This window comes from Labrenzia sp. 5N (assembly GCF_012395805.1).
GTDB lineage: Bacteria > Pseudomonadota > Alphaproteobacteria > Rhizobiales > Stappiaceae > Roseibium > Roseibium algicola.
In genome coordinates this window covers 425,612-450,860 of the sequence record NZ_JAAZTM010000016.1, presented here as the reverse complement: position 1 = coordinate 450,860, position 25,249 = coordinate 425,612, and the positions used below count along the sequence as shown (strand labels likewise).

24 protein-coding genes are annotated in these 25,249 nt (G+C 60.4%); 9 read left to right on the top strand and 15 right to left on the bottom strand.

From position 1 onward, the window contains the following. Positions 1-177: 177 nt before the first annotated feature. The 7 genes from HEP89_RS17950 to HEP89_RS17920 form a co-directional block, all read right to left on the bottom strand. Positions 178-855, bottom strand: a complete 678-nt coding sequence (locus HEP89_RS17950; RefSeq protein WP_168692657.1) for a hypothetical protein — start codon at positions 853-855, stop codon at positions 178-180. Next, complete coding sequence (locus HEP89_RS17945) at positions 852-2,594, bottom strand: ABC transporter ATP-binding protein (protein WP_168692656.1); 1,743 nt, start codon at positions 2,592-2,594, stop codon at positions 852-854. Before HEP89_RS17945 ends, HEP89_RS17950 begins: the two co-directional genes overlap by 4 nt. 174 nt (positions 2,595-2,768) lie before the next feature. After that, positions 2,769-3,860 carry a quinohemoprotein amine dehydrogenase subunit beta gene (gene peaD, locus HEP89_RS17940; RefSeq protein WP_168692655.1) on the bottom strand — a complete coding sequence of 364 codons (1,092 nt, stop codon included), beginning with the start codon at positions 3,858-3,860 and terminating at the stop codon, positions 2,769-2,771. 36 nt (positions 3,861-3,896) lie between these two features. Then, on the bottom strand, positions 3,897-4,229 hold the full coding sequence (gene qhpC / locus HEP89_RS17935) for a quinohemoprotein amine dehydrogenase subunit gamma (protein WP_006932572.1): 333 nt from the start codon (positions 4,227-4,229) through the stop codon (positions 3,897-3,899). Further along, positions 4,226-5,662: a quinohemoprotein amine dehydrogenase maturation protein gene (peaB, locus tag HEP89_RS17930; protein ID WP_023000783.1), complete on the bottom strand. Its 1,437-nt coding sequence runs from the start codon at positions 5,660-5,662 to the stop codon at positions 4,226-4,228. Before peaB ends, qhpC begins: the two co-directional genes overlap by 4 nt. Before the next feature lie 17 nt (positions 5,663-5,679). Continuing rightward, positions 5,680-7,245: a quinohemoprotein amine dehydrogenase subunit alpha gene (gene peaA, locus HEP89_RS17925; protein ID WP_197923242.1), complete on the bottom strand. Its 1,566-nt coding sequence runs from the start codon at positions 7,243-7,245 to the stop codon at positions 5,680-5,682. Continuing rightward, positions 7,242-8,588, bottom strand: a complete 1,347-nt coding sequence (locus HEP89_RS17920; RefSeq protein WP_209014749.1) for a lycopene cyclase family protein — start codon at positions 8,586-8,588, stop codon at positions 7,242-7,244. Before HEP89_RS17920 ends, peaA begins: the two co-directional genes overlap by 4 nt. A gap of 242 nt (positions 8,589-8,830) precedes the next feature. Between HEP89_RS17920 and HEP89_RS17915 the strand changes: the two genes are divergently transcribed. Then, entirely contained in the window at positions 8,831-9,856 is a 1,026-nt protein-coding gene (locus HEP89_RS17915; RefSeq protein WP_168692653.1) for an AraC family transcriptional regulator, read from the top strand. Positions 9,857-9,905: 49 nt separating this feature from the next. On the opposite strand, the gene HEP89_RS17910 is transcribed toward HEP89_RS17915, so the two are convergent. Both HEP89_RS17910 and HEP89_RS17905 read right to left on the bottom strand, forming a co-directional pair. Then, on the bottom strand, positions 9,906-10,946 hold the full coding sequence (locus HEP89_RS17910) for a glutathione S-transferase C-terminal domain-containing protein (RefSeq protein WP_168692652.1): 1,041 nt from the start codon (positions 10,944-10,946) through the stop codon (positions 9,906-9,908). A 75-nt stretch (positions 10,947-11,021) separates the two neighbouring features. Continuing rightward, positions 11,022-11,588, bottom strand: coding sequence for a hemerythrin domain-containing protein (locus HEP89_RS17905; protein WP_055655176.1), 567 nt, complete (start codon positions 11,586-11,588; stop codon positions 11,022-11,024). A 149-nt stretch (positions 11,589-11,737) separates the two neighbouring features. Between HEP89_RS17905 and HEP89_RS17900 the strand changes: the two genes are divergently transcribed. Then, entirely contained in the window at positions 11,738-12,658 is a 921-nt protein-coding gene (locus tag HEP89_RS17900; protein ID WP_168692651.1) for a LysR family transcriptional regulator, read from the top strand. 40 nt (positions 12,659-12,698) lie between these two features. Here HEP89_RS17900 and HEP89_RS17895 read toward each other — a convergent pair whose 3' ends face one another. From HEP89_RS17895 to HEP89_RS17870, 6 genes are all read right to left on the bottom strand, one after another. After that, a complete protein-coding gene (locus HEP89_RS17895; RefSeq protein WP_168692650.1) occupies positions 12,699-13,475 on the bottom strand; it encodes an SDR family oxidoreductase in 777 nt (258 codons plus the stop codon). Beyond that, a complete protein-coding gene (denD, locus tag HEP89_RS17890; RefSeq protein ID WP_062488310.1) occupies positions 13,472-14,458 on the bottom strand; it encodes a D-erythronate dehydrogenase in 987 nt (328 codons plus the stop codon). The genes HEP89_RS17895 and denD overlap by 4 nt, the downstream gene beginning before the upstream one ends. Positions 14,459-14,662: 204 nt before the next feature. After that, the gene (locus HEP89_RS17885) at positions 14,663-15,589 is read right to left on the bottom strand and encodes an SRPBCC family protein (RefSeq protein ID WP_168692649.1); all 927 of its coding nucleotides are present in this window, start codon (positions 15,587-15,589) and stop codon (positions 14,663-14,665) included. Further along, on the bottom strand, positions 15,586-15,927 hold the full coding sequence (locus HEP89_RS17880; protein ID WP_023000773.1) for a metalloregulator ArsR/SmtB family transcription factor: 342 nt from the start codon (positions 15,925-15,927) through the stop codon (positions 15,586-15,588). The genes HEP89_RS17885 and HEP89_RS17880 overlap by 4 nt, the downstream gene beginning before the upstream one ends. 209 nt (positions 15,928-16,136) lie before the next feature. After that, positions 16,137-16,904 carry a glutaredoxin family protein gene (locus tag HEP89_RS17875; RefSeq protein ID WP_286201056.1) on the bottom strand — a complete coding sequence of 256 codons (768 nt, stop codon included), beginning with the start codon at positions 16,902-16,904 and terminating at the stop codon, positions 16,137-16,139. Positions 16,905-17,052: 148 nt separating this feature from the next. After that, complete coding sequence (locus HEP89_RS17870; protein ID WP_168692648.1) at positions 17,053-18,444, bottom strand: PLP-dependent aminotransferase family protein; 1,392 nt, start codon at positions 18,442-18,444, stop codon at positions 17,053-17,055. Between the two features lie 259 nt (positions 18,445-18,703). Here HEP89_RS17870 and HEP89_RS17865 point away from each other — a divergent pair, with 259 nt between their 5' ends. The 7 genes from HEP89_RS17865 (at position 18,704) to HEP89_RS17835 (ending at position 25,133) form a co-directional block, all read left to right on the top strand. Then, complete coding sequence (locus HEP89_RS17865) at positions 18,704-19,564, top strand: DMT family transporter (RefSeq protein ID WP_168692647.1); 861 nt, start codon at positions 18,704-18,706, stop codon at positions 19,562-19,564. 154 nt (positions 19,565-19,718) lie between these two features. Next, entirely contained in the window at positions 19,719-20,153 is a 435-nt protein-coding gene (lysM, locus tag HEP89_RS17860; protein WP_023000769.1) for a peptidoglycan-binding protein LysM, read from the top strand. Between the two features lie 327 nt (positions 20,154-20,480). Continuing rightward, positions 20,481-21,419 carry an ABC transporter permease gene (locus HEP89_RS17855; protein ID WP_168684300.1) on the top strand — a complete coding sequence of 313 codons (939 nt, stop codon included), beginning with the start codon at positions 20,481-20,483 and terminating at the stop codon, positions 21,417-21,419. Beyond that, positions 21,420-22,298, top strand: a complete 879-nt coding sequence (locus tag HEP89_RS17850; protein WP_168692646.1) for an ABC transporter permease — start codon at positions 21,420-21,422, stop codon at positions 22,296-22,298. A gap of 5 nt (positions 22,299-22,303) precedes the next feature. Beyond that, positions 22,304-23,845 (top strand): ABC transporter substrate-binding protein, encoded by a 1,542-nt coding sequence (locus HEP89_RS17845; RefSeq protein ID WP_209014748.1) that lies wholly within the window; start codon positions 22,304-22,306, stop codon positions 23,843-23,845. A 56-nt stretch (positions 23,846-23,901) separates the two neighbouring features. Next, on the top strand, positions 23,902-24,513 hold the full coding sequence (locus tag HEP89_RS17840; RefSeq protein ID WP_168692645.1) for a hypothetical protein: 612 nt from the start codon (positions 23,902-23,904) through the stop codon (positions 24,511-24,513). After that, positions 24,510-25,133, top strand: coding sequence for a hypothetical protein (locus tag HEP89_RS17835; RefSeq protein WP_168692644.1), 624 nt, complete (start codon positions 24,510-24,512; stop codon positions 25,131-25,133). Before HEP89_RS17840 ends, HEP89_RS17835 begins: the two co-directional genes overlap by 4 nt. The last annotated feature ends 116 nt before the right edge of the window (positions 25,134-25,249 follow it).

Genomic DNA, 25,249 nt, shown 5'->3' with positions numbered 1-25,249 from the left:
GGAAAATCTGCCGCTGCGAATTTGCGGCCCATCCTTCGAGACGGACCTGACGGTCCTCCTCAGGATGAGGTCGAAAGGAAGATTTCGGTCTCGCAACAAATACAACCTCATCCTGAGGAAGCGCGAAGCGCTGTCTCGAAGGATGGTCCACAAACTCCGGCCTCTTTTCAAATAAGACTACCCGCCGGCAGATACCCCGGCCGCTCCGCTGCCCGCAAGCGCCCCATCCCCGCGCCGTTCCCGCCCCCGGTAACGGACAAAGGTCTCCAACCCGACCAGGGCATTCGTTTCAGACCCCTGAACCGATCTCGCCAGCAATCCGGCGAGATGCGCTGCCGCCGCGCTGGCGCCGCGAATATTCTCGCGCCCGGCAGCCATTGGACAGGCACCGAAGGTGGCCTGCGGCAGATCCAACTTTGACAGCTCCGCGGGGCCACAGCGGGCATCGCCCTGAACGGACAGAACGCCGTCATACGCAGCCGGGTAGGCCTGCCCGCCACGGGCGGGTGCCGAGGCAACCATCAGGCACCCGGCGCGCTGCAGCCTTGCCACGGCAACGGACAGTTCAACGGAAGATCGCGCCATGCCGAAGGCACACAGGACAATGTCGGGTGGATCCTCAGCCAGCCAGCTCAAGGCAGCGCAGATGGCGTCAAGCGTGGTCGAGAGCTGCCCCGGAAACACAACGGCGTTGAGAAGCAAAACATCTTCCGCGTGAGTGCACACGGTCTGCGTCATCGCTTCGGCATGCCCTGAGGCAAGTTCAGCGCCGTCCGGCCTGCAGAACCATTCCTGTCCCACAAGGCCCGGCCAGTCACCCGGCAAAGCGCCGTCTATCAGCCCGACCCTGATCAAATCCCGACCTCTCTTGCTTGCAGCACCAGCTCACTGTCAAAGGTCCCATACCGTTCCGCGTCCCCATGCGTGACGACAAGGCGGGTACGATCACCAAATCTAGTATCGATTCTGGTCATGATCCGTGCCACCCGGTCCGCATCAACCTCCGAAAGGCTTTCATCCAGGATTAGCACCTGGAATGGCTGTAACAGGGCGCGGGCAAGGCACAGCCGCTGACGTTCTCCGCCTGAAAGGTCAAGCCCTCCCTCGCCAAGAGCCGTTTCAAGTCCCTTGCCAGAAAACCGGTCCTCCAGCTCCACGAATTGCAGAACGGCATGCATGTCTTCCTCGGCTGCCTCAGAAGACCCGAGACAGAGATTGTCCGCCACCGTTCCGGAAAAGACATGCCCCTTTTGCGGCACGAGGGCGACAACCGTGCGGAGATCTTGAAGAGAGAGATGACGTAAGTCCGTACCATCCAGAAGGATCGTTCCGACCTTCGGGTCGTCATGGCGTTGAAGAAGCGACAGAAGCGACGTCTTGCCGATGCCGGATGGACCGCTCAGCCGGATTTTCTGTCCTTTTGGGACGATGAGGCTAACATTCTCAAAAAGCGGCACGCCGCCATCCGGTGCATAGGCAACACCTGCCAGTACCAATTCACCACCACCGGCAGTCAGTGGCACAGGTGATACCGGGTCCTGGACATCCGGTACGGCACTCATGATCCGGTCGAGCCGGTCGAGCGCCGCCTTCATGCGCGCCTGTCCGTGCCAGAGGGAAATGAGCGACTGCATCGGCCCGATCAGGAAGGCGAGATAGGCGGTGAAGGCGATCAGGGACCCGAGCGGCATGGTGCCGTCGATCACCGCGAGCCCGCCAACCAGAAAAACCGCACCACGCAGGAGCGCCGTCAGCACCATCGGCACTGCCCGTGTCACCTCGTTCCACATCTGCGCAGACATCAATGCTGCGACAAGGCCCTGTTGCCGTGTTTCGATCCGTTTTGCCGCAGCTCCGGTCGCATTCAGCGCCCGCAGCGCGGAAAGCCCGGTGATCGTCTCCGCAAGCCCGGATGCCAGCACACCCCGCGCTTGCCGTACCTCGCTTGCCTTCGCCTGGGTGACGGGTCGGGCGCGGGCGAAAAACAACAGTTCGACCGGTGCCAGCGCCAGTGCAAGAAGAGCCAGCTTGGGCGCCAGCACAAACAACATGACGAGGCCGCCGACCAGTCTCAACAGGCTGCCACCACCGTTCACCAGCACGGCAAACGTGAATTGCTGTACTTCCCCGGCATCGCCATCAAGGCGGCTCATGAGTTCGCCGATGGATTGTTTGGCCTGCCAGCGGGGCGACTGGGCAAGGATCCTGTCCACGGCCGACCGGCGCAGGTCCTTCAGCAGCCTTGCCGAAAACCTCAGGTGCAGCAAGGAATTCAGTGCGCCCAGCGCCAGTGCCGCCAGGCCAACCCCAAAAAGGATGGCCACAAAAACCACAAGTGCGTGCTTGTCGCCAGCCATCAGGCCCCGATCGATGACAAGCTTGGTCAGGTAAGGCGGCACAAGCGCCGCACCTGCCGCCACAAGGGATAACAGGAACAGCATTGCCAGTGGCCAGCGGTATGGCGCGACCAGCGGCACCAGCCACGCCGCCTCACGGATGCCGAAGACCCGGTTGAACAACCCACGCAGCAGCGAATGCCGGGTCGACATGGTCCCGGCCCGGTCTGCTCCTCTCAAGGAAACTGCCTGTTTCATCCGTGTTCCTTGTTTGCAACCTCCCCATTGTCATCCCCGCGAAATCGGGAACCCGGTAATTACCGGCAATGAGATTGGAGCACTTCAGTCGCCATCGGGAATACCGGGTCCCGATTTGCCGCTGACGCAGCAAACCGGGAGGACAACCGGGATCCTCGCAGGTTCGGTTCTCTCCTAGCTTCCGGTGCTGATCACCTGCATCGTACCGGCGGCCATGTCGCCGCCCGAAGGCAGGAGGATTTCGCCGATGCGTTCCAGAGTTTCCGCATCATAGACGCCAATGTCGTCATTGGTGCCGCCGACATAGATCTCCTTGCCGTCGGACGAGATGTTCACACAGTAATAGGTGTGTGGCAGGTCGACCCGCTTGATCAGCTCTTTCTTCTCGACATCATGCTTGGAAAGCTGGGTGTAGACACCGTAAAGCTTGCTCTTGTCGTTGGGGTCACGCACCGCGGAGAACATGATCACTTCCAGGCTGGCGAAATCCTGGATATCGCTTTCCCCAGTCGTCAGATCGACCGACTGGTACCCCCAGACGAAATCGGCAATCTCGCTCATCGACTCGTCGGTGAACTTGGCGGCCGAATAAAGCAGCATGAACTCGTCTGCCTGTGTACCTATGGGCCAGAAGGCAAGGACGTCCGGCGGAGAATAGGTCGGCCGGTCCCAGGTGGCATTCTTGATCTTGATGGAGATTTCGCCGGTCTTCGGGTCAATCGCATAGATCTCATGCCCGGCGGCATAGAGCATGCCGTCACGCCCGGTTGCCATCACCGTCATGCGGCGCGGGCTCGGGAACGTGCGGGCCGGTTTGGCGTCAAGACCGGCTGCTGTCTCATAGACCGCGATTTCCGGTTCAAGAACCTCGTATCGGTCGGCAAGCAGCCGAACCGGATTGCGCACCGTGTAGACCTCCTTGCCATCCTTGGAGACGGCCAGCGAGGCAATCGACTTGCGCCGGATGTCGCTTTCTGACTGATGCGCGGAAAACACCGTCTCGCAGGTGGAAAGGTCAATACCGAACACATCCTCCCAGCGATTGCCGAGGATATAGGCGATCTTGTTGTCCGGCGAGACGACGATGACACCGGGGATCAGGTTGAAGTCGAGCTTGCAGTCGGTCTCTATCGTCCGTGCCTTGGCGTCGATCACGTAAAGCCGGTCGGGCTTTGCGGCCGTGACAATCAGATCCTTGGCGAGGGCCGGCAGAGCGGCAAGGCTCAAGGCCAGGGCTGCGCTTGCCGCAGCAATAAGGTTTCGCATCGGGTTTCTCCGAATATCTTGAAGGGCGTCTGCCGGTCAGGTTTCGCTGTCGGACGGGAAAACCGTTCCGAGCGAGCGCCAGTCCTTGCCGGCATTGTCGGCATCGGCGTTCCAGTCCCGATAGGAATTGATCGTGTCCGGCACCTGGGCCGGCCACCAGCAAGGGTCCGAGCAGCCGTAAAGATCGGCCTCCATCGGTTGGCACAGGGCGGCGACACCGCCGAACGGGTCGACTTCCCAGCCGGGATCGAGGGTCGATGTGCAGCCCACGACCACGGTCTGCATGGCCCGCACTTCGTCCATCTTGTCGGTTTCGACCGCAGTGACGACGCGGTCGGCTTTCTGGTTCAGGGGTTTCAAGTGTCTCATTTGCCGAATGCCCTCCGAGGCATGATGTGATCCGAAAAGAAGGCCGGAGCCCCGGCGATCAACTCGCCATAGACGCCGATGCCAAAGTCCACCCAGTCGCGCATGAGGTCGCAATAGTGGTAGGTCGGCTTCATCGGATCGGAGAAATGGGCGTAACTCTCGTGGTAGCAGCCACCCGCGCAGATGTTGCGGATGCGGCAGGTGGAGCAGCCCTTGTCGGTGCGATCCGCCCGGTCCTCGATGAAACGGGCGAGCTTCTGCTTTTCGATGCCGCCGTCGACCGTGCCATAGGTCTCCATGTCAGACCCGGTGAACCGATGGCAGAGATTGAGACCGCCCTCGTGATCAACCGCCAGCATGCCGAGCCCTGCCCCGCAAGGCAGTGCCTTTGACCGGCCTTCGTAAAGGTCGTTCATGAGCTGGTGCATGTTGGAAAAGCCGATGTTGCGGCCAAGAAGCGCTTCATCCCGGTAGTGCCGACCGAGCCGTTTCATCTCGTCGAACACTGTCTGAAGCTCGTCGCCAGTCAGGTTGAATGGCGCGATTGGACCGGAGGTCACTGGCGAGAAACCGACTTCATGAAAGCCGATTTCGTTTTTCAGGTGATCCCAGATCTCGTAGACGGCAGTCACGCCATGGGTCAGCGTCACTCGCCCGCCGACCGGGCGGGAGGTGTAGCGTTCCAGCAGCATCCTGGTCTTGGAGGCAACGACGTTGTAGGTGCCCTTGCCGCCGACTGTCTTGCGGTTCTTGTCGTGAAGCGCCTTCGGCCCGTCCATCGAAACGGTCAGACCGAACCGGTGGGCATTGAGCCAGTCGACGATCTCCTCGGTCAGAAGCGTCGCGTTTGTCGTCAGGGTAAAGTCGACGCGCTTGCCGAGATTGCCGAAGCGGTCTTCCGCATAGGCAACGACTTCCTTGATCAAGGCCAGGTTGCTGAGAGGCTCGCCGCCGAAGAAGACAACATTGTAGCTGTCCCGGTCGGGGCTTTCCGCCAGCAATAGTTCGATCGAGCGCTTCGCCGTTTCGAACGCCATGCGGCGGCCCTTGGACGGCGTATCCAGATCCTCCTTGTAGCAATAGGTGCAGGAAAGATTGCAGCCCGTGTTGACGTTGAGAACGATCGTCGTCAGCGGGAAGTTCTGGATATGGATAGGCGGCCGTTCCGCCCGTGGCGGGCGGCCGTCGGTGATGATGTCGAGATCGAGAAACGAACGGATCCGCTCTGTCACCTCGAGCGGATCGACGCGGCCGCTGAACCGTTCCCGGACATCGGCTTCGGAAACCCTGGTCCGGTCTCTGAAGAGGTCGATCACGTCATTGTCGAGCCGGTCGATCTCGAACAGAGATGTCGTCGGCACGTGGAAGAGCAGATGGCGTCCGTCCACTTCGACCCGGTGCGCATTCTGCGGCTGAAAAAAGAGATATCCCATAATTACAAACTCCTGTTTCAGCGGATCGGGGGATCGTTCCAGCGCTGCACCGTGACGATGAGCTGACCTTCGCCGGTCGCCTCGCCGCTGGTTGCCAGCACCTTCAGATTGCCCGCATTGTTGGTGGAGAACGGACGCTCGGTATTCGGACCTGCAACGCCAGGCATGAAGATGCCGAGCGTTTCATCCATCACGCCTGCATATTCCGTATCTTTCAGGTGCTCGGCCTCTTCGTTGAAAGGCGCAACCGACCAGGATGCTGGCACGGAGCCGATGCGGATATCGTCCTCGGTCCCCGGCTGACCGTCCGGACCATTCCAGTAACCGACCGCATCGAAGCGGGCGGGAACCTTGCCGGCAGACCCGCCACCGCCGCCGACACGGGCAACGGCAAAGGCCGGCTCCACCTTGAGGCTGTCGACATGGCTATAGACCGCCAGCGTCTCATCCGTGGTGGCGTCTCTGGACGCAACGGTGATCAGGCCATCGGTATCCGCCGCGGGAGAGACTTCAATTGCGGATCCATAGGCGTTGGTAGCGCCGCCGGTGGCTTCAAGCGCACCGCTGAGGGCAACATCGCCAAGCCCTGTGCCGACGATCTGGACCGTAGCGCTGCTGCCGGCCGGAACCGTGGACGGAACGACGCCGACGATCGCAGGAGCACCGCCAGCCCTGGCCGCCCTGAACGCACCACCGAGGCTGTCTTCGGCATGCAGGAACTGGCGGCCGCTCAGGCTGCTGCCGTCTTCGGAGATCGCCAGGATCTGCCGGTACTTCGTTCCGCCGATGTCCAGGTTGGCGCGCCATTCGTAGCCGGTATAGACGTTCAGCTTGCCCTCAAGGGTCAACTCCTCGCCGCCGACGGTCATCAGCGTACCGGAAACCGTATAGGGCTGGCTGTCACCGGAAACCTCAAGCGTGCCGTAGGCCTCGCCCTTCTCCGGCAGGCTGGTTGCGAACACCCAACTTCCAGCGGCCTCAGGCTTCTGTGCCTCGAGCCACGTGTTCCAGGCGTCGGACTCGAGCGGATAGCGCTCAGCCAATAGCGGCACCACTTCCTCGCGAGCCAGTTTCAGCCATTCACGATCACGCCCGAGCGCCTGATATTCCAGGGTTGGCCATTGACCGACATGGAAATCGATATGGAGCGCCCATTCCTCCTGGGTGCGCCGCTGAAGCTTGAAACGAGCGGCTGAATGGCAACGAGAGCACATTTCGCCGAGCGGGGCCTCGACCTCTTCCATATGCGCAGGTTCACGTTCCAGAACGTAACGCAGCCCTTCGGTCTCGCTGGGGGCAAGACCTTGCGTGTCCGATAGGTAGTGCACCAGCTCGCTCTGCACGGCAGGCTCTATTTCCATGCCATGGAAGAGCCGCATGCGCACGATGGTCATCAACCAGCCTTCCGGCGTCTTTCGCTGACCGCTGATGCGGCTGAGCGCACCATTGTCGTCGGCCATGTGACAGCCGCTGCAATTTTCTTCCAGAAGCGTGGCACCGTCCTGCGCCCCCGCCGGAAGAGGCATCAGAAGCATGAGTCCGGCAAGGCCGGCCAGATGCCCCTTTCGCATTCGTTTGATCATGCTGTTTCCCTCGTTTTGGTCTGCTGTTGTTTTGTGCGGCTCATCGAGCCATGCAGTAGTCCGCGACTCTCAAGCCAGCCGAAGGCGGCCTTGAGCGCGGGAGACGGTGCGCCTGGCGGTGGCTGCGCCAAGGCGGAAGACGGAAAGAAAGGCTTCAGGTCGCCCACTGGAATGCCCGCGACATAAGCAACGCCGCCGGGATCCTGCGGCGTCACCAGCACTTCGCGCTCGACCAGGCGGTTATTTTCGACGACAACGCGCTTGTGCAGGCTGGTCTCGAACACGGTCGGATGGGAAGGTTCGTCATCCGGCCATGAGACCCGTTCCGCCCAGAAAGGATTGCCGGAAAGGCCTGTTTCCAACCGGTAGAAATCGCGCCCGGTTCGTGCCTGACGCCAGAAGGTTTCCACGACGCGGTCCCGGTAGAACCGGGTGGCAAGATGGCTTCCTTCATCCAGGTTCTCGAGAATGGTCAACACGCTCGGCACCGCAGAAAGCGCGGACGACAGGGCCCAGAACAGGCCGTGCCCGGACAAGGGATCGATAGCAACCGCGGCATCGCCAACAGGGATGACCGGCAGCTTCAACCGGGGAGCTGCCAGAACAAGACCAGCCGAGCAGGCAATCAATGGATCCTGGAAGACGAGGTCAGAGAACCGGCCAGCAAGTTGGTCCTGGGAAAGGAACCGGGCCATTCGTTCCCGCAAGGCTGCTTGTCCGGCTCCAACGAGATCATCCGCGCCAACGGAAATCTGCAGCCAGCGGCCAAAACCCGGATCTTCCGCAACCCAGAGCCAGCCTTCAGGGGTGGCCTCCACATGGGTGCCGGCGGCACCTGCAGCTTGCGTGGCCAGTCCTGCAATTGCCAGGGTCTGTGGTCCCTTGAGGCGCTGGGCGGTAGAAGTCTGCCGTCCGCGTGCGTCGATCAACAGGCGAGCCCGGATCTCCTCACCAGTCGTAAGCTTCAACACGACGCCCTGCTGTTCGTCGGATTTCAGGATCCGGCCAAGGCGCGCCTGCCGGGTCTGTGCGCCTGCCTCAATGGCTGCACGCCTCAGGGCCTCGTCGAAGACATGACGTCGAACCAGCCGCTCGCCATTGGCCGTTCCGGTGAGGCCAGCCCATGTCACGTGTCGGGGTAAGGGGTCGCTGGCAGCACCCAGCGTGTTGCCAAGTCCCTTGGCAATAAGAAGCTGTGCCACCCGCTCGCCGAGGCCTTCCAGCCTGGGCCGGCAGGTTGCCGGGTCGATCAGGAGCACGCTGAGCCCGGCACAGGCCAGCTCACGCGCTGTGAATGCACCGGCGGGTCCACCGCCGGCCACTGCCACATCGATGCAGGTCACCAAATCTGTTCCCTCGTCCGGACGCCCAAGTTTTCAAGGTGCTGAACCGGATCTCTCTGTACCTGCCATTAGAGAGAGGGCTTTTTCGTACTTCTCGACAATTTCGGCCAATCTTTGCCGGCCTATTGAAATCCCGAACTGGTCAATTGCAACAACTCCGGAACTCTGCTGTAGTTGAAGCTTCCACTTGCTGTTTACTGCGGCAGGTGGGCCAAGCGGGACTTTCGGGAGAGGCGGGGGTCATGCCAACAGGTGCCACGATCATCGCAGGTGCCTTGAGCGGTCTGCAGTCAATGCTGATCGACAAGGGGCTGGAGCCGGCAGCTCTGGGACGCCAGAGCGGCGTGCCTGTCGACGCCTGGCAGGACGCACACTTCGAAATCCCGCTTTATGCGTTTGTCGAGATCTACGAGCACGGCGCCGCCATGCTTGGCCAACCCGGCATCGGCTGGCAATCAGGCCCCAGGCTCAACCTTCACGACCTCGGCGAACTGGGCGAAGCCCTTCTGACTGCGTCCACCGTCGGTTCTGCGTTGCGAACGTTCGAACGCTTCATCAAATTCATCCAGAGTGAGACGGATCTGCAGCTGACCGTCGAAGACGGCGTTGCCACCCTCACCTACCGTATCCTCAATCCGGATATCTGGCCGCGCAGGCAGGATGCGGAATTCACGCTTTCCGTTCTGACAGAGCTCATCCGGCGTGGTGCCGGACCCAACTGGCAACCGGACCTCATCTGCTTCGAACACACGGCGGCGCGCCCGCTGTCGATCTGGGCCGAAACCGCGGGCAGCTTCTGCCTGTTCGACTGTGAAACGAACGCGCTCAGCTTTCCTGAAAAGGTCCTGTCCGCCTCAATGCCGCGCGACAGTGGCGGTGGCCATCGCAACGCCCTTGCCAGCTTGAGCGAGGCGCTAGCCAACAAGGCCCGCACCAAGTCTTTGATCGCACGCACACGCACAGCCATCTACGAAGGGCTCGGCGCCGGGACGTCCGACCAGGAAGCCGTTGCCCGGCGCCTCGGCCTGTCGCGCCGCAGTCTGCACAGGCACCTGGGTGAGGAAGGCTTGCGCTTCTCCACGCTTCTGGACGACTGCCGCTACCGCATAGCCCGCCATGCCCTTGTCGACACCAGCCATTCCCTGGCGCAGATCGCCTTCGAACTGGACTATTCCGACCAGACCGCTTTCGAGCGGGCGTTCAAGCGCAAGACCGGCATGACTCCGAAGCAGTATCGGCAAAGCTACGGCCGAACGCCTGCGCGCTAGCTGACGCCTGAAAGACAGACCAACGACACGTATCTCGCCTCCACGCCACTTACAGCGCCCCTGCCAGTTCGGGATGCGAATAGGCCTGCGGATAAGGCATTGGCCGGAACGGCCCTAGCGGCACGACGTTGTTCCAGGAGCGCCCGAAATACCCCTGCCTGCAATGGACCAGCGAAGAACTGTCGGCAACACCCGGCAAGGCATGCACCCGGCACAGCCAGTGCCAGAGATTGGGATAGTCCAGGATTCGCGCGCCGTTCAACTTCATGCGCACAAAATAGACCGGGTCGTGCCGGTAAAGCGTCGGAAACAGCCTCAGGTCGGCTTCCGTAAAGCTCTCCCCGGTGAGAAACGGTCCACCATTCGCTGCCAGCCGGTCTTCCAGCTCTGCCAGCATTGTGAAGTAACTTTCGTATGCTGCCGCATAGACGCTCTGGTTGGAAGAAAAACCGGCCTTGTAGGCGCCATTGTTTATGCGTGTGTAGATTGCCTCGTTCAGGGCATCGATCTCCGACTGCAAATCCACATCGTTCGGATAAAGGTCAGGCCTTTTTTCCTGGACAATCGCACTGCCCAGCGCCCCGGCATGCGCGTTGAGCATGCGGATGATCTCGGCGCTTTCGTTGTTGACGATGCGCTGTTGCTTCTTGTCGTAAAGAACCGGGACGGATCGTTCATCAGATCCTTCGGCGCGGTATATCTGTTGCACCAGGCGCAGCCCCTCGCCCGTCGCCGTTTCCTCAGTGCATTCCGGCAAGGGCGTCCCCGTCAGGCTCGCAATCCGTCCGGGATTGAATTCCCAAAGGTTCTCCCCTGCCGGATCGTCTTTTTCAGTCCGGCCCGGAAAGGCGACATCCATGGAAACGCCGGACTGAAGCCCGAGGATGTTTCGGGCAAGGGTTACACGGTGGCACCAGGGGCAATTGAGCGCCACAAACAGATGATATCTCCCGGGTTCGGCCGGGAAATCCGCATCGCCGATTGCAGACCGAAAGCCGCTGACACCGCGCACGAACTCTCCTTGCGCACGCCGGCTAGCCGCATCAGACTGGTTTTCTTCCTTGGACAAATCGGCATTCGGCTTGGGCATCGTCTTCCTCCGGGGCTGTCAGTCTAGAACCAACTAGCGGCCGGGAGCAAAACCGCACCCGGCCGCTTGTTGCTGTTATCCGCGCAGGCGATGGTGAAGAATGATCGGCACTGCCAATTCCTCTTCATCACTCAGGTGGCGCGCCAGCAGGCTTTCAATCGTCCCGGTTACCGGCTGCAGCTTGCCGGCTTCCTCGCGCGCCTGCGCTTCGTCCAGCTGGACCAGCTTGATGGCGCGATTGGCGGTGCGCGAGAGCTGGAACAGCATCGCGTCCAGCGCCTCGTGGTCCTTCTCCAGGATCTCCAGTCCCTTCTCGAAACGCGGGTCGGCCTCACAGAGTTCCGGAAAGTAGCTCTTGTCTTCCCAGGTGTGGTGGCCATGGAGATTGCGTACCAGCAGATCGCCGTAACGAGAGAGCCTGGCAGCAAAATCGTCTGGGTCTCTCAGCTTCTCCAGATAGGCTTCCGTTTCGAGACGAACCAGTTCCGCCAACTGCCGGAACATGACATGTGCCCCCAGCCAGTTGCTGGTTTTCTCCTTGAAACCGGGATGTGCCTCCCAGGTATCGCGCGGATACGCATCCAGCAGAATGCGCATGTCCGCGGGCATTTCCGTGGTGCGAATTTCAATATCTGCGTTCATGACGTTTCCAATCTGATTGTTGGCGGGCCGGATCAGAAGGCACCTGGCGTGAAACGGTCCGGCACTTCAGGTCTTGCCACAGATAGGAAGTTGCAATTTTCATAACCAGATATCAAAATCAGAGATCAACGTTCTGATTTGGAGAACACTTGGGACAGATAGAAGACCTGCGCCTGTTCGTTCAGGTGGTTGCCAGCGGCAGCATCTCGAAAGCCGCTGGAGAACTCGGCATTGCCAAGTCGGCCGTCAGCCGTCGCCTGTCCCTCCTGGAAGATCGCTATGGGACACGTCTCGTCGACCGCTCGCCCGGCCATTGGGACCTGACCGAGCCCGGGCGCGAACTCTTTCAGCGCGCGAGCCGCGTCGTCAGCGATGTCGACGACATCGAGGACGATTTCCTGAGCAGCGGAACAGCCCCTTCCGGACCCTTGTCGATTTCGATACCCAGAGATTTCGGCCACGGTTTCCTCAATGCGGCGCTGATCGATTTCCAGGCTCGCCACGCGGATATCCAGCTGACCGTGGATTTCGATGACCGGCTGGTCGATCTGGCCAGAGAGAACTACGACTTTGCGATCCGTATCACCGAAACGCGGCCCGAAGATGCCATCACGCTGAAACTGGGCACCGTGGAGCATTGCCTCTTTGCCAGCCCCGACTACTTGCGCCAGCACCCTGCACCGCAATCGATCGAAGATCTGCAGCAGCACCGGCTTCTTCATTTCGGCTGGGCCAGGCGGACCGTTTGGGAGTTCCAAACGCAAAAAGGAAAGCGCCAGCAACTTGAGTTTCAGCCCGCACTCAATTCCAACAGTGGCGCGTTCCTGCTGGATGCAACCATCTTGGGGCATGGCATCAGCCGGCTGCCGGATTTCATCGTGACGGGCGCACTGGCAGCCGGAAAGCTGGTTCCCCTGCTACCGGACATCGCTGTGCCGGCATGGGGCATCTATCTGCTCCACGCCCGCGAACGTCGTCTCAACCGTCGTATGCGCCTGTTTGCGGAGGAGATCCGGGCAGCTTGTCTTTCCGGCCTTGGCAACGAGCCGCAAGTCCCTGCCCCGGACTGAAACCCTTCCGGACTGAACCCCTTGCAACGCGAAGTCTAGATCAGCCACGCCCCACGAACGGCATGCCGGTTGCCATCACCGTCAACGTCAGTACATTGGCATCCAGCGGCAGGCTGGCCATGTAGGTGACGGCATTGGCGACGTGGGCCGGATCAATGGTCGGCTCGGAAGCGGTTTCCCCATTTGCCTGCAGCACACCACCGCTCATTTTGGCCGTCATGTCACTGGCCGCGTTGCCGATGTCGATCTGGCCACAGGCAATATCGAAGGGACGCCCATCCAGTGCGGCCGATTTCGTCAGGCCGGTAATGGCATGTTTGGTCGAGGTGTAGGGAGCCGAATTCGGTCTTGGCGTCGTGGCCGAAATCGAACCGTTGTTGATGATGCGCCCGCCTCTTGGTTCCTGCGCCTTCATCATCCGGAACGCCTGCTGGGTGCACAGGAAGGCACCAGTCAGGTTTGCTGCCACGACAGCGCTCCATTCCTCGAAAGAAATATCTTCCAGTGGAACGGACGAATTCGAGATCCCTGCGTTATTGACCAGGAGATCGAGCCTGCCGAAAGTCTTCGAGATCTCGTCAAAAAGCATCTTCACAGATGCCGGGTTACCGACATCCGCGGCAATCCAAGAGACTTCATTGCCGCTATTGCGGGAGAGTTCGGTCGCAGTCTTTTCCAGGACATCCTTGCGGCGGCCAGTGATCAGAACCCGCCAGCCGGCGCGGCTCAAACCAGCGGCAACTGCCTTGCCTACCCCCGTGCCGCCACCGGTCACAAGCGCGATCCTTCCCTTCACGTCAAATCCGTCTGCGGTCATGGATTTCTGCCTTCCAGTTCATCTTCGATATGTATGCGGATGATGTCGTCAAAGCTCGTTTCCGCCTGGAACCCAAGCTCCAGCGCACGCCTGGCATCGAAATTCCTCGGCCAGCCCTCAACGATCCGTGCAATAGCCTCATCCGGTTCCCGGCGGATAAGCCTGACAGCCTTTTCCCCCGCGACCCGCCGCAAGGCCTCGATCTGCTCCCCGACAGTGGCGGAAAGCCCCGGCAGCGTGACCGTTCTACGTGGACCGATGCCAGCAGCGTCCATCCGTGCGGCATGAACGAAAAAGCCGACCGCGGCACGTGGGCTGGCAAACCAGTGGCGTACGCTGTCATCCACCGGCAGAACAGCTTCCTGCCCGGCAAGCGGTTCGCGCATGATGTTGGAGAAGAACCCCGAGGCCGCCTTGTTTGGCCTGCCCGGGCGAATGCAGATGGTTGGCAGGCGCAGGCCTATGCCGTCAAAAAAGCCCTTGCGGGAATAGTCGGCCAGCAGAAGCTCGGTGATCGCCTTTTGCGTGCCGTAGCTTGTCAGCGGCGTTGTAAAGAATTCATCGCCAATCTTTTCGGGAAACGGCTGACCAAACACTGCAATCGACGATGCGAAGATCACCTTCGGAAAATACGGCTCGCGAGCGCCTTCGATCCGGATCGCCTCAAACAATTCGCGGCTGCCGTCGAGATTGACCGCATAGCCCTTTTCAAACTCCTGCTCCGCTTCGCCGGAGACGATCGCCGCCAGGTGAAAGATGACATCGGGGCGCGAAGCGACCAGCGTCCGGGCGGCTCCTGCCTTCGAAAGATCCACGGTAACTGCCTCGGCAATACCGGGCAGCGCCGCTGGTGCGGTTGGCGAAACAGCATCGGCCAGCGTCAGCCGGGATACCTCAAAACCAAGAACCTCCGGCTGCGCAGCCAGCTTTTCAACCAGCTTGCGGCCAACCATACCGGCAGCGCCGATGACGAGAACATGCATGGAGGGTCTCCGCGGAACTTGATGGCAGGAACGTTCCTCGGGAGACTTGCGGAGATTGGACGGAAGGGCAAGGCGGGTTAAGCGGAAAGGTGTTCTCCCGGCCGAAACACAACCTGAAAGACTTTACATTCGGCCAGTGAGCGGCCCGCAATAAAAGGGATCCCCCTGAGCCGCTTGCGCAGATCAGGGGGACAACGCGGTGGCTCAACCCGCCTTGATGAAGTTTTCCAATTTGCCCAATGTCTGCTGTCCAAGTTCCACAGCGCCAAAGCCCTTGGCTTCCTGGAATTCCGCAGCAGTGCTGAAGACCATGCCAAGCGTGACCTTCGTTGCGCCGTTCTCTTCCTCGAACGAGGCCCAGGCGTCGGCATGCTTCGGGCCATTCTCGCCCCAGAGCAGCGTATAGCTGAGCCGTTCATTTGGCCGGACGTCCGTATAGAGATGGTGGTTCGGAAAAACCGTACCGTCAGGTGCGATCATGTCGAACACCCACTCGCCGCCCGCGCACAGATCAATCCGGGTGGTGCGGCAGGAAAAGCCGTCCGGCCCCCACCATTGCGGCAGTGTTTCGGGGTTCATCCAGGCACCCCAGACAACGGATCGTGGTGCACGGATCACCCGCTGCAAGATCATCGTGCGCTCGGCAGCGCCTGCCAGATTGTCCAGGCCAACATTGAAGCCGTCCCGATATCCGCCTTCCATATTCGCGGCCAGCGAGGAAAGCTGCACGGTTACGGACAAGCGGCTGCTTTCACCCAGATCCGCGATCGACGCCGTAACCAGCGCGACGGACTGAGTTTCACCTTCGCACGAGATCACCTCGTAATTCACGCTGCGCAGAGGTGGCTGAAGGTCCAGCCAACCGCATTCGCAGCGCATATCCGGCTGACCATCCACCTTGCAGAGCGAAATTTCGCGTCCGCCTACCCTGGTGTCGGCTTCGAGAAATTCCACGGTAACGGCAGGTGACGGTGCCGCCCAGACTGCCCTTGCCGCCGGAGCGGTCCAGGCCTGCCAGAGGGTTTCGGCAGGGGCAGCCATGTCGCGCTCGAAGACAAGCGTCGCAAATCCGTTTCTTCCCTCGCCAGCCGCGTTGGAGGCAGTGTTGTTCAGAACCACGCTCTGCGTCATTCTCCGTTCTCCTTCATCACGTTCATTACAAACGCATCCAACCTGTCGAGGCGAGCCTCCCAGATGGCGCGCTGTTCATCGATCCATGTCCGCACCGGCTCCATGGCCTCCGGAACGATGGCGCAGGTGCGTATGCGTCCATCCTTGGCGGTGGTGATGAAACCTGCCTCCTCCAGCACGGAAAGGTGCCTCATGACCGTCGGCAACTTCAGCCCGGTCGGCTCAGCGAGGTCCGTCACCCGCGCCGGGCCACTTGCGAGCCTTGTCAACATCGCGCGGCGCGTCGGGTCGGACAGCGCGTGGAACAACAGGGAGAGATCAGGATCATGCTTAGCCATATTGCTAAGTATTTCCAACTTCACATCAGGCGCAAGAAAAAACTTCGTCAATTGGCTAAGTTTTAGCCTGCGGCGAGCAGCACGACTGAAAGAAAAGTCTTTCAAGTCATATAGTTATAACCGAACCTTGAAAATTAATCGCAAGAACGAACCTGGCCAATCTGCCGTCCGTCTCCCTGACTGCAGAAGCCAACGTGCTTCGCACCCCGTCATCCCATCAGCAAAACCCGAGCCGGCATCCACAGCCCCATGGCCGTCATCATTAGGCTTTCGGTCAATGAAACAAAGCCGAGCGGAACGGAGGAACTGCCGCCAACGCAGGCGCATTTCAGTTCTCGTTTCTCCAGATAGACCGCCTTGAATATGCTGATAGCGCCAATCAGACCAATAAAGAAGGAAACCGGCGCCGACAGCCAGACCAATGCACTGGCCGTCATCAGGATACCGGCGAAGGCTTCGGCATAGGGATAGATTCTGGAATAGGGAACCCAGCGCCGCGCCAGCAGGTCGTAGTTGAGAAACATCGTGGAAAAACTCTCCACGTCCTGCAGCTTCTGGATTGCGAGGATTGTCATGGAAAGCGACACGAACCATTCCACGACCCGCAAGCTGAGCAGCGTTCCATATTGATGCCAGGAGAGGCCAAGCGCCAGAAGCAGGGCCACTGAAAAGATGGCGATCACGGGCCGATAGGTCGTGTCGCTACGCTCTTCCTCGGGTGGATCGAGTTTGAAATAGACGCGCAAGGAGTCATAACCCCCGATCCGCTTGTTGCCGACGAAGGTTTGTGGGGTCGTCTCGACACCGTGTTTTTCCATGAAGGCGTCTGTCTCCTCACGGGTGGTGAGGTGATGATCTTCAACCTCAAAGCCCTGCCGTTCCAGAAGGTCCTTCGATTTCAGGCCATAGGGACAGATGTGCCCAGGCATGACCATTCGGTAAAGCCTGGCGGTCTTTTGCTCGTCAGTGCCGTTCATCGGAAAAGCTCCTCAGTCAAACGGGATCCGACCGGGAAACGACCACTCACTTCGACATGATATTGATTGCGCGAGCATGCCTGTTCCGCACCGGCCGGCTGAAGTTTTCTGACAGGCAAACGCGGCGAGCCACGGATGGTTGCGAGGCTCAGCCTCCACCTGGCTTCATCGCGCTTTCCAGCACGTCATAAACCTGGCGTTCGCCCATCTGGCTGACATTGAACCTCAGGAACCCGGTCATCGTCTGCGAAACGCTGAAGACGTTGCCGGGGGCGAGCACGACGTTCCGGCGCAGCGCCGAGCGGGCAATGGCGGCTGCATCCCGGCCGTCCGGCAGACCGCACCAGAGGTAAAAGCCACCCTTGGGGCTGAGCCAGGGCGTTATACCAAGCCGCTCCAGCCTACCGGCAACCTCGCGCCGCTTCTTCGCAAGGCGCACCCGCAAGGCTTCCATGTGCTTGCGATAACTGCCGTCGCTCAGGACGCCATAGACAAGATCGCTCGCAACCGGTCCCGGGCCACCGAAATTGGTGGCCACTTGCAGGTCAACAAGAGCCTCGATCCAGTCCGACCGAGCTGCAATGTAACCGCAGCGCACGGAGGCAGACAGGGTCTTGGAAAAGCTGCCGATGCGGATGACACGCTCCAGTCCATCGAGAACGGCAAGACTCGGCAAGGGTTCCGGCGCAAAGCTGCCGAAAATATCGTCTTCTATCACCACCAGGCCGTGGGCTGTCACAAGGTTCAGGACCTTGTGCGCAATCTGGGGCGAGATCGTCGCGCCGGTGGGATTGTGAAGGCCGGAATTGGTAATGTAGAGCTTGGGCTTGTGCCGGGTCAGCGCTTCTTCGAACAGCTCGGTATCCGGTCCGCTGCGCGTGAACGGCACACCGGCAACCTCCACCCTGTGCGCCTTCAACAACGCCTGAAAGTTGAAATAACACGGGTCATCGACCAGAACCGTGTCGCCCGGCCGCAAAAAGAAGCGGCAAATGAGGTCGATGGCCTGTGTTCCCGATGGTGTGAGCAGCACCTGCCCCGGGTTCACCTCAAGGCCTTCCTCCGAGAACTGCCGGGCAAGCAGGTGGCGCAGGTTCAAAGCACCCCGTGTTTCGCCATAGTCGAACAGGTGGCCACCGCCGGTACGCGCCAGCGCTCGCAAGCCACGCTGCATAGCCTCGCTTGGCATCCAGTCCGCCGGCAGCCAGCCGCAGCCGGGTTTCAGAACATCCGGCCCGGCATCGAGCGACTGGCGCGAAACCCAGAACGGGTCGATTTCCCGGTCAAGCTGCGGTCCGACGTCGGCGACCGAGAACGGACGGGCGGCATCGGCAACATAAAAGCCGGAGCCTCGACGGGCATAAATGATGCCCTCTGCCGCCAGCCTGTCGTATGCGGTCACGACTGTTGACGGCGACACCCGCATGGTCGCGGCAAATCCGCGGATGGACGGCAGCTTTTCACCAGGTTGCAGCAAACGGCTGGCGATCTTCCGCTTGACAGCTTCCATTACCGTGGCCGTCCGTGTGTCCTGTTCCATTCGTTTGCCCGCTGAAGTGTATGGCAAGTGTGTGCAGTACAGTTTTGCAAAATTGTATTGCACTGTCTCTGTCCTGACCAGCCCCTCCGGATTATTCCTGCCCCTGCAACGTGTCGTCATGGACGTTCAGGAAGAGGCTACGTTCGGCAAGCCTCGCTTTGTCTGCCTGCTTCTCGGCTTCGCAAGAGAGCAGGACGGATGCCGCAGCCTCCCTGACACGTCTGGCACCTTGAAAAACAAGACAGCAGAAAGACCAGATATGCAGGCATCGATGGCAGGATGGGGCAGCGGGCTCCTGGGCGTTCTCATTTTCAGCGGCTCCCTGCCGGCAACACGGATTGCGCTCAGTGGTTTCAACCCGATGTTCCTGACGTCCGCCCGTGCCGTTGTCGCGGCGCTCCTTGGCATTGCCTTGCTGCTACTGTTGCGGCAGGCCCGGCCGGAGCGGCGCGACGTGATCTCGTTGCTGATTGTTGCAGCCGGTGTCGTCGTCGGCTTTCCGCTGCTGACGGCACTTGCCCTGCAACATGTCACTGCGGCCCATTCGATTGTCTTCATTGGCCTTCTGCCCCTGGCAACCGCCCTGTTCGGCATGTTGCGCGGGATGGAGCGCCCAAAGCCCCTGTTCTGGGTATTCTCCTGTACAGGCAGTGCGGCTGTTGGCGCCTATGCGCTGTCACAAAGTGCGGACCTTTCACTCAAGGGCGATCTCCTGATGCTGGCGGCGGTCATTGTCTGCGGCTTCGGTTATGCAGAAGGTGGCGCCCTCTCCCGCCGCCTTGGTGGCTGGCAGGTCATTTCCTGGGCGCTTGCCCTTTCGCTTCCTGTCATGGGAACGCTTGCACTGCTGACATGGCCGGACAGTTTGACAGGCATCGAAATGCCTGCCTGGGTCGGGCTCGGCTATGTCTCGATTTTCTCGATGCTTGTGGGCTTCATCTTCTGGTACCGGGGCCTCGCCATCGGCGGCATTGCAGGTGTTGGCCAGTTGCAACTGCTGCAGCCCTTCTTCGGGCTGATGCTGGCCAGCCTGCTGCTGCATGAACCGGTGTCTTCAACCATGCTCCTCGTCACCACCCTGGTGGTGGGCTGCGTTGCCGGTGCCAAGCGCTTCGCCTGAAGCCTCTTCTTTCCGGCCCGCCGCACACGTCTTGCCCAACCCGAATTCGCTTCCGCCCCCCGGAGAATTTTGCAATATGGTTCCGTATCGTGAAATTGCCTCCGCTGGGGCGTACCGTCGGATTTCGGCTGAATTGACTTAAAGGAAAAATGACATGGGTTTCTTTGATTTCGTGAAGGATGCGGGCAAGAAGCTGTTCGGCGATGACGAAGCGCCGGAAGCAAGCGCGGGAGCCATCGAAAAGGAAGTTGCCGACCTCGGTCTCGATGGCGACGTCAAGGTTGAAGTCAGCGGCGACACCGTCAAGATCGCAGGCGCCGCCCCAACCCAGGAAGCCCGTGAAAAACTGATCCTTGCCGTCGGCAACGTGCTTGGCATTTCCAAGGTCGAGGAAGAAATCACCGTCGAGAGCAGCGAACCGGAAGCCAAGTTCCACACGGTGGTCAAGGGCGATACGCTCTGGAAGGTTGCCGAGGCGGCCTATGGCAACGGCGCAAAGTACCAGGCGATCTTTGAAGCCAACAAGCCGATGCTGTCTGATCCGGACAAGATCTATCCGGGTCAGGTGCTGCGCATCCCCGCGCTCTAAGACCGAATTTCCGCAAGCCACGGCGTCCCCGTGGCTTGCCTCCTTTTCCCGCCGTTACCCGTTGCGCTCCATGTCCGCCCGCAGGGCCGGCACCGCTCAGAACCTCTCTCCAGGTATATTTTCCGAGATGCCCGGTGGCCATACGTCTGGGGCAATCTTGCAGCTGCGCCCTCGACTTTTCCGCTTTTCAAAAGGCAGCACAAAACTGTCGGATAGAAATCTGAGTATTTTTTTCAAGTTTTTTACAAACCAGCCTCGACACCACCTGTAAAATTATGATTATAAAGCTCAAGTTTTCTCATTCAGTGGATTTGGGGCGGTTTTCGGATGGTGCGCCGGCTGAGCCACAGGCTTGTCCAATCGGTAATACTGCTGTTCCTGGTGTCCGTTGCCGGCTTCGCCCTGTTGCGCCTGTTGCCGGGGGATTTTGCTGAAGTACTGCTGTTGTCCCAGATGGACGGCACCTTGCCGGATGCGGCTGCGGTCGAGCGATTTTCAGCCGAAAACGGCTTTGACGATCCCCTGCCCGTTCAATACCTGCGCTGGCTTGGCAATGTGCTGACAGGGGATCTCGGCACTTCCTTCGTTACCGGAGAAAGCGTTTCCGCCGATATCCTGCTGCGGATACGCCAGTCACTGATCCTGGCACTGCTGTCGATCGGCCTTGCCCTTGTCCTTGCAGTGCCGATCGGCTGTTTTTGTGCCTATCACGCCGGCGGACTTGCGGATCGTCTATTGGCGGCGGCAAGCGTTGCCGGCCTGTCCATTCCCAATTTCTGGTACGCGCTGCTGCTGGCGCTTCTGTTCTCGCTTACCCTCGGCTGGCTGCCGAGCTCGGGCCACGGCACGATTGCACATGCGGTGCTGCCGACGCTGGTCATCGCGACCACCATGACTGGCGTGATTGCGCGCTTCGTGCGGGCCAGGCTTTTGGACGAGTTCCACCATGCCTACATCCGCACGGCCAAGGCCAAGGGCCTGAGCCAGACGCGGATCCTGCTGCATCACGCCCTGCCCAACATCCTGCCTTCGCTCCTGACCCTGACCGGGCTGCAATTCGCCCGCGCCTTCGACGGCATGATCATCGTGGAAACGATCTTCGCCTGGCCGGGCATCGGCAGCCTGCTGGTCGCTTCGTTGCTCAACCGTGACTACCCGCTGATCCAGATCTGCTTCCTGGTGATCGCCTGCGGCTACATCATCATCAATCTCCTGGTCGATTACCTGGTGACGCTGGCTGACCCCCGCGTTCAGGAGGCGATCTGAATGGCAAGATCCCGACGCCTGTTTCAGACAAGACCTGATGCAAAGAGCCGAGAAACGCGTGCAGGACTGCTGGCCCTTCTCATACTTCTGATCGTGATGGCACCGCTCGCAGCGCCCTACCCGCCAGACCAGATAGACATCCTGAACCGTCTTGCGCCTCCGGGCTGGCAGCATTTTCTGGGCACCGACCAGATGGGCCGCGACGTCTTTTCCCGCCTCCTTTACGCCGGCCGCCTCACAACCGGCGCGGCCCTGCTGGTGGTGCTGGCGTCCGCGCTCACCGGCACGCTGCTCGGCTGCATCGCCGGCTATCTCGGCGGCTGGTCGGATCAGCTTCTGATGCGCTTTAGCGAGGGACTTTCTGTCCTGCCAGCACTGGCGATTGCCATGATCATCGCCGGTGTCATGGGGCTTGGCCTTGCCGTCGTGCTTCTGGCACTCACTGCGGTGCACTGGACCGAATATGCCCGGCTGGTGCGCAACATGATCCTGGTGGAACGGGCCAAACTTTATGTGCAGGCGGCTGAAGCGCTCGGTTCGTCACGCAAACGCATTGTCCATCGCCATCTTCTGCCGAACATTACGGCGCCTCTCCTGACCATGGCCGCCTATTCGCTCTCCTGGGTCATCCTCGCCTTTGCCGGGCTCAGCTTCCTTGGCCTTGGCGTGGAACCTGGAACAGCCGAATGGGGCCGGATGATCGCCGATGCGCGCAACCACATGCGCAGCCATCCGCATCTCGTCCTCGCCCCGGGCCTGACGATCACCGCCTTCGTCATGCTGGTGAACCTGCTGGGCGACGGCATCGGCGACCGGATGCGCGCCCGCCACACCAACCTTTTGACCTTTCGAAAAACAATCCTCAAACCAAGGAGCTGATCCTCATGATCTCCCGCAGAACCCTGGGCCGTCTTGCCGTTTCCGTGGCAACGGCCGCCATGCTGAGCCTGCCGCACATGCCGGCGCAGGCCGAAGGCAGTTCAACGCTGACCGTTGCCACAATGTGGGAAGCCCTGCCGCTGTCGATGAAACCGCGCCGCAGCCGGTTCTTCAACGAAAGCGAGATACTGGACACTCTGGTAAAACTCGATTTCGACATGAAACTTGTGCCCGGTCTTGCCACGTCCTGGGAACGCGTTTCACCCAATGTCTGGCGCTTCCAGCTGCGCGACGGCGTCACCTTCCATGACGGCAGCGCTTTCGACGCGGAAGCCGCAAAGTTCTCGCTGGAGCGTGTGATCGCGTTGCTGCCCTATGCATCCGACCTGCTCAACATCAAGGAAATCCGCGCCGTATCCGGCCTCGAACTGGAAATCGAGACCAACGAACCTTTCACTGCCCTGCCAAACCAGCTGACCGACGCCATCACCGTCATCTACGGCAAGGCCTCGTTCGATAACAACGGCGAGTTCGTGAAGCCTGTCGGCACCGGTCCTTGGGTGTTCAAGGAGTACCAGAAGCAGGACCGCACCACGGTTGTACGCAACGATGACTATTGGGGCGAAGCACCCAAGCTGGAAGAAATCGTCTACCGCTACATACCGGACCACAATGCCCGCGCGCTGGCGCTGGAAACCGGCGAGGTCGATTTCGTCGTCCACCTGTTGCCTTCCGATGTGGAACGCATGAAGGCCGACGAGAAATTCGAAGTCTATGCCGAGCCGAGTGCCGGTCTCTATTACGGCGCTTTCAATGCCGGCGAAAACAGCGTGCTGCATGATCCGAAGGTTCGCCAGGCAGTCAACCTGATGGTTGACCGGGAAATCCTGGTCAAAGGGGCGCTCGACGGCATCGGCAAGCCGGCCTGGACTTTCTTTCCGCCGGAATTCCCATGGGCCGCACCAGAGCTTTCAGCCTATTCCTTCAACCCGGAAAAAGCAGCCGGGCTTCTGACCGAGGCCGGTTACGAGAAAGACGGCACCACCTGGCAGAAGGACGGCGAGCCTTTGAGCCTGCGTATCCTCAGCTATTCCAGCCGCGCCGAAATGGCCACGATCAGCGAGACAATGGCTGCGCTTCTGCAGCAGCAAGGCATTGCCACGAAGCTGGAAATGTACACCTGGGAAGGCATGCTCGATCTCGTCAAGCAGAGCGACTATGACGTTTCCGTCGTCTTCTGGACCCCGGAAATGACCGGTCATCCGGATCTGCACCTGAAGTCGCAGTTCCATTCCAAGGCGGGCCTCAACTACCAGAACTGGGCGAACCCGGAATTCGACGCGCTTGTCGACAAGGGCCGCACGCTGGAAGAAGGTCCGGAAGCTCTGGAAACCTACGCCAAGGCACAGGAAATCCTGCAGACCGACGCGCCGATCATCCCTCTGGTACACAAGATCTATGTAGCTGCCTCTAGCGAGAACGTCAGTGGCTACAAGGTCCATCCTTCCGGCTTCTTCTACAATTTCAAGGCCGTCAGCAAACAGTAACTGCGCCTGACCTTTGCCCGGACGGTAATTCGTCCGGGCCTTTCCGGGAGACCCGAATGGCATCCTGCCTTTTTCTGAAACCGATCAAGGGCGCCGGCAACGACCTGCCCGATGTTGGCGATTATGTGCCCGATATCGATGTGATCGGCCATTACGACCTCGAAGCCGCAGACCTGGCGCGCTATCCCGCGCTCTGCCTGCCGGCCCATCTCGACCAGCGTTTTTTCGGCAACCTGACAGCGAAGATCGAACAGTTTCTGGATGCTGGCGGCACGCTGGTATTCAACGGCCATGTCGCCTGGCCAATGCTGCCCGAATTCCAGCCTTTCGTTCCCCTCAACCGCTTCTCGCTGGAAGACCTGCAAATCCACCGGTTGACCGACCACCCGGTGTTCGAAGGCGTTTCAACCGGGGAATTGACCTATCGGCGGGGCGTTGCCGGCTTCTACGCCCGCGGTTTCAACCCGCCGCCGGAAGGTGCTGTTAGCCTCCACGGTGTCGGTCCGGACCGCCTGCCCTGCGACTGGATCTATGAGCGCCCGTCCGGCGGTCGCATCTTCATGCATGCCGGTAATGATCTTTGGATGTACGTCGGCTCCAGCGACACAACGGCGCGCATTGCCCCGCAGCTCTGCGCCTGGGCCAGCGGAAAAGGACCCCAGCAATGACCACGCTCGCAGTGCTCGACGCCGGCACCTACTACCATCATCGCACCATTTACGAGCCACGCTACCGCGACTTTTTCGACGAGATCATCTACACGCGCGACCTACCGGAAGCAGATCTGTCCGGCGTCGACACCCTGCTTGTCTCATGCCGCACTGATCCTTCGGTGCTGCGCCCCCGGCGCGAACAGATCGCTGACTTTCTAGCAAGCGGCAAGACCGTTGTCGCCATGGGCTCCACCGGCCACCCGGACTGGTTGCCCAATGTGAACTGGACGGACACACCGACCAATTTCTGGTGGTGGAAGGAAGGCGGCGAGATCGGCCTGAAGTTGGCAACGCCCGACCATCCCCTCTTCAACCAGCTCTCCCTGGCCGACGTCACCTGGCACTATCATGGTTATTTCCAGGTGCCGGACGGGGCGCAGTCGCTGGTCGATGTTGGAGATCTCGGCTCGATCTTCTACGAGGACACGGTTTCCACCCCCGGCCGCCTGCTGATCACGTCCCTCGACCCGATGTACCATCACGGCAGCTACTTCATGCCGGCGACAACCCGGTTTCTGGACGGGTTCCTGCCGTATCTGAAAGGGACTACCGCAGAGCTTGTGAAAACGACATAGGCCTCCTGCGCACAGCCCTTTCCGCTGCGTTCCCGATGCGCTTCAAGTGAAGCGGCATTGTCAGAATTCGTCATGATTGTTCAGAATTGGTAGGTGGAACCAGCCAGACAATCCCC